Source organism: Ottowia flava (assembly GCF_008017535.1).
GTDB lineage: Bacteria > Pseudomonadota > Gammaproteobacteria > Burkholderiales > Burkholderiaceae_C > Ottowia > Ottowia flava.
Window position 1 is genome coordinate 1 of sequence record NZ_VRUA01000052.1, and the last position, 1,030, is coordinate 1,030.

1 protein-coding gene is annotated in these 1,030 nt (G+C 61.7%); it reads left to right on the forward strand.

The window, feature by feature from the left end; translation table 11 throughout:
- The coding region (locus FVQ98_RS19525; RefSeq protein WP_255507870.1) for an IS5 family transposase at positions 1–976 on the forward strand (976 nt) is incomplete at its 5' end.
- Positions 977–1,030 lie beyond the last annotated feature (54 nt).

Genomic DNA, 1,030 nt, shown 5'->3' on the forward strand with positions numbered 1-1,030 from the left:
AAGCAGCCTGGGCCTGAGCAACACCGTCAAGCGCACCCGCAAGCGCGAATTCCTGGACGCCATGGAGCTGGTGGTTCCTTGGGCCGAACTAGTAGCGCTGATAGAGCCCTACGCCCCCGAGAGTGGACGGCGGGGCCAGCAGCCCTTTGCGGTGCAGACGCTGCTGCGCATCCACTTCATGCAGCAGTGGTTCAAGCTCAGCGACCCTGCAATGGAAGAAGCGCTGCATGATGTGCCTGCGTTTCGTGACTTCGCAGGTCTGTCTCGTTGGGACGAACACATCCCCAGCGAATCGAGCATCCTGCGCTTCAGGCACCTGCTGGAACGCCACAAGCTGGCCGAACAAATCCTGGCCACGGTCAACGCACTGCTGCAAGCCAAGGGCTTGCAGTTGAAGGCGGGCACCGTGGTGGATGCCACGCTGATTGCGGCCCCCAGTTCCACCAAGAACCAAAGTGGCGAGCGTGACCCCGAGATGCACCAGAGCAAGAAGGGCAACCAGTGGTACTTCGGTATGAAGGCCCACATTGGAGTGGATGCGGATTCGGGCCTGGTGCACACGGTGCGGGGCACCAGCGGCAACGTGAACGACGTGGTTCAAGCCAACAGCCTGCTGCACGGGCAGGAGACAGATGTCTTTGGTGATGCGGGCTACCAAGGGGCGGACAAGCGCCCCGATGCCAGGCAAGCCGTGTGCTGGCACGTGGCCATGCGCCCAGGCCTGCGCCGGGCGCTGGACAAAGACAAGCCTCTTGATGATCTGATCGACCAGCTGGAGCGCACCAAGGCGCGCATCCGGGCCAAGGTGGAACACCCCTTCAGGGTGCTCAAGCAGCAGTTTGGATATGTGAAGGTGCGCTACCGTGGTTTGAAGAAAAACACGGCGCAGATCGTGACGCTGTTTGCCCTGTCCAACTTGTGGATGGCCAGGCACAAGCTGCAAGCCATGGCACAGGTGCGCGTGCAAGGGGCGTAATGCCCACGAAATCGGGGAATTGCATCCCCCAGGAGGCGCCTGGACAACGTTTGG